The 2,703-nt window shown below is 76.2% G+C and carries 4 protein-coding genes and 1 pseudogene; 4 read left to right on the top strand and 1 reads right to left on the bottom strand.

Translation table 11 applies throughout. The features are described from left to right. A pseudogene (locus NH602_RS29925) lies at window positions 1-501 on the bottom strand (hypothetical protein); the annotation flags it as partial. A 168-nt stretch (window positions 502-669) separates the two neighbouring features. On the opposite strand from NH602_RS29925, the gene NH602_RS29920 reads away from it, so the two are divergent. The 4 genes from NH602_RS29920 to NH602_RS32075 are packed head-to-tail and all read left to right on the top strand — an operon-like array spanning window position 670 to window position 2,552. Then, a complete protein-coding gene (locus tag NH602_RS29920) occupies window positions 670-1,221 on the top strand; it encodes a DUF1707 domain-containing protein (RefSeq protein WP_253069573.1) in 552 nt (183 codons plus the stop codon). Next, window positions 1,218-1,727, top strand: coding sequence for a hypothetical protein (locus tag NH602_RS29915; RefSeq protein WP_253069572.1), 510 nt, complete (start codon window positions 1,218-1,220; stop codon window positions 1,725-1,727). The genes NH602_RS29920 and NH602_RS29915 overlap by 4 nt, the downstream gene beginning before the upstream one ends. A gap of 20 nt (window positions 1,728-1,747) precedes the next feature. Beyond that, on the top strand, window positions 1,748-2,074 hold the full coding sequence (locus tag NH602_RS32080; protein WP_073575964.1) for a helix-turn-helix transcriptional regulator: 327 nt from the start codon (window positions 1,748-1,750) through the stop codon (window positions 2,072-2,074). Beyond that, entirely contained in the window at window positions 2,064-2,552 is a 489-nt protein-coding gene (locus NH602_RS32075; RefSeq protein WP_308292901.1) for an SRPBCC family protein, read from the top strand. Before NH602_RS32080 ends, NH602_RS32075 begins: the two co-directional genes overlap by 11 nt. Window positions 2,553-2,703 lie beyond the last annotated feature (151 nt).

Genomic DNA, 2,703 nt, shown 5'->3' with positions numbered 1-2,703 from the left:
GCGCTCGCGCCGGACCCGCCAGAGGGCGCCGCCCGCGACGAGCGCCGCCAGCCAGGCCAGGACCGGCGCGGTCGCCGGCCACGGGATCGGCCGCCCGGTCACGAGCAGCCACCCGGTCAGCACGGCCGACGCGACGGCCACCACCGCGAGCGCGCGGTGGTGGCGCCCCGCGGCGACCGCCGACACCAGCGCCACGGCGAACGCGAACCCGAGCGGCCCGATCGGCGGGTACCCCAGGCCCAGGTAGACGACGACCGCGACTGCGCACACCGCGAGCGCCACGACCCGGTTCAGGTGCCGGAACAGCAGCGCGACCGGCCCCACCGCGAGCAGTGCGACGGCGAGCCCGTCGAGCGGGAGTGCCGTCGCGTCCGGGTCCGGGTACTGCGCGCTGCGGACGGCGTAGAACGCCGTCCCGCCCACGGTGAACAGGCCGACGACCAGCGCAGGGACGAGGATCCGCGCGATCCCGCCCCACCTCGGACGTCGGTCGGCGGGCACGCGGGACACCGTAGACCGGGGCACCGACAGCGGTCGTCGTCCGGACGGTGACCGGTGCCGTACACCCGCGGGAGTACACGGGCGGCCGCTCCTTCCCCGGGGGCGGCAGCGGGATCGGCGACCGCGGACGGACGCGCGCGACCCCCCGGCACCGCGACGCTGGCCGTCATGACAGCGATTCCGGACACCCGTCCCGCACCCGGACCGGCCACCGCCCCGGCACCGGCCGCACCGTCCCCCGTCACCCCGCCCCCGGCCGCGACCGCGCCCACGGCGACGACCGCGGGCGGTCTCCCGCCCCGGTCCGACGCCGTGCTCGCCTCGGACGCCGAGCGCGAGCACGTCACCGCCCGGCTGCGGACGGCCGCCGCCGAGGGGCGCCTGACCCTCGCCGAGTCCGACGAGCGGCAGGCCGCCGCCTACGCCGCCCGCACCCGCGACGAGCTCGTCCCGCTGCTCGCCGGGCTGCCCCGCCCGCCGCGGCCGCGTCGCCCCCGGCGCGGTCCGCTCACCCCCCGCGCGCAGCGCAACCTGCGGATCCACGCCGGGGTGACCGTCGCTGTGCTGCTCCTGCTGGTCCTGGGCGCTGTGCTCGGCCCGGCGCCGCTGTTCGTCCCGATCGGGCCGGCGTTCTGGCTGGGCCTGATCTTGTTCGTGCACTCCCGGCGGGCCGAGCGCGAGGCGTCGCCGGACGAGGAGCTGCCCGAGGAGCTGCGGTGACCGCCGTCGCCGAGCGGGCCGGACGGACCGCACCACGGCGGCTCGCCCGGCGCCCGCGGGCCGCGCTGCGGACGGTGCACGTGCTGGTCGCGGTGGCCTGGACCGGCGCGTCGCTGGTGATGCTGGTGCTGCCCGTGGCGGTGCTGCTGCGGGGCAGCGACGCCGGGTTCGCCGTCGCGGTGATGGGCACCGTCGGGAACGGGATGATCCCGTTCCTCGCCGTCGGCACCGTCCTCAGCGGGGCGGCCCTCGGCCTCGGAACGGCGTGGGGGCTGTTCCGGTACCGCTGGGTCGTCGCGAAGACCGTGCTGGCGCTGGCGGTGATCGTCTCGTCGGTCGCGCTCACCACCGGGTGGGTCGACGCCGCCGCGACCGGGAACCGGTCGGTCCTGCCGCTGCTGGTCGCGGCGTCGGTGCTGCACCAGGTGATGCTGCTGGGCGCGACGGTGCTGTCGGTGGAGAAGCCCGGCGGACGACTGTCCCGGCAGCGGTTGACAGGCAACTGATTGGTTGCATAATTGGCCGCGTGACCGACGTGGACGCCGTCTTCCGCGCACTCGCGGACCCGACGCGACGGCGCATCCTCGACCGGTTGCACGAGCAGGGCGAGTCGACGCTCGGCGCGCTGTGCGAGGGACTGGACATGAGCCGGCAGGCCGTGTCCAAGCACCTCGCTCAGCTGGAGGCGGCCGGGCTGGTGACGACCCTGCGTCGCGGCCGGGAGAAGCTCCACCACCTCGACCCGGTCCCCATCCAGGAGATCCACGACCGGTGGATCGGGAAGTTCGAGCGCAGCCGGGTGCAGGCGGTCACCGCCCTGCGCGCGGCGCTGGAGGAGCACGATGAGCAGTGAGCGCAGGTTCGTCTACACGACCTACATCCGCAGCACCGCCGAGCAGGTGTTCCGGGCGCTGACCACGCCTGCGTTCACCATGCAGTACTGGGGCGGCGCGGAGCTGACCTCGGACTGGCGGGTCGGGAGCCCGCTGGAGGCGGTCCACCCCGACCGCGACGACTTCATCGGCGAGATCCTCGCCGTCGAGCCGCCGCACCGGCTGTCCTACACCTTCACCGGGCCGGCGGAACAGGCCGCGGGACGGCCGCCGACCGTCGTCGAGTTCACGCTCTCCCCGTTCGGCGAGGAGGCGGTGAAGCTGCAGGTCGTCCACACCGGTTTCACCGACGACGAGAAGGGCGCGCAGGACGCCCGCGACGTGGGCGAGGGCTGGCCCGCGATCCTGTCCGCGCTCAAGACGCTGCTGGAGACCGACCGGCCGCTGGCCTCCCCCGGTCACTTCGCGCCACGGACACCGGCGACGCCCGCCCGGTGAGTCCGCGCGAGGACCTGTCGCCCCGGTGGTCTCCGGGGCGAGGGGCCCGACGGCTCAGCGGCCGAACAGGCGTGCCCACCAGCCACGGCGGGACCCCGGCGCGGTCTCCGCGGTGGCGGGCGGCGGCGCGGCGGGCCGGGCGGCGGCCCGC

Origin of the sequence: Pseudonocardia sp. McavD-2-B (genome assembly GCF_024124365.1) — a bacterium.
In the GTDB taxonomy this organism is placed as follows: domain Bacteria; phylum Actinomycetota; class Actinomycetes; order Mycobacteriales; family Pseudonocardiaceae; genus Pseudonocardia; species Pseudonocardia alni.
This window is presented reverse-complemented; position numbering and strand designations above follow the sequence as displayed.

What these genes read in the sequence shown, in the direction of transcription:
- NH602_RS29920 (WP_253069573.1), top strand. Translation starts at nt 670, where the DNA reads ATGACAGCGATTCCGGACACCCGTCCCGCACCCGGACCGGCCACCGCC.
- NH602_RS32075 (WP_308292901.1), top strand. Translation starts at nt 2,064, where the DNA reads ATGAGCAGTGAGCGCAGGTTCGTCTACACGACCTACATCCGCAGCACC.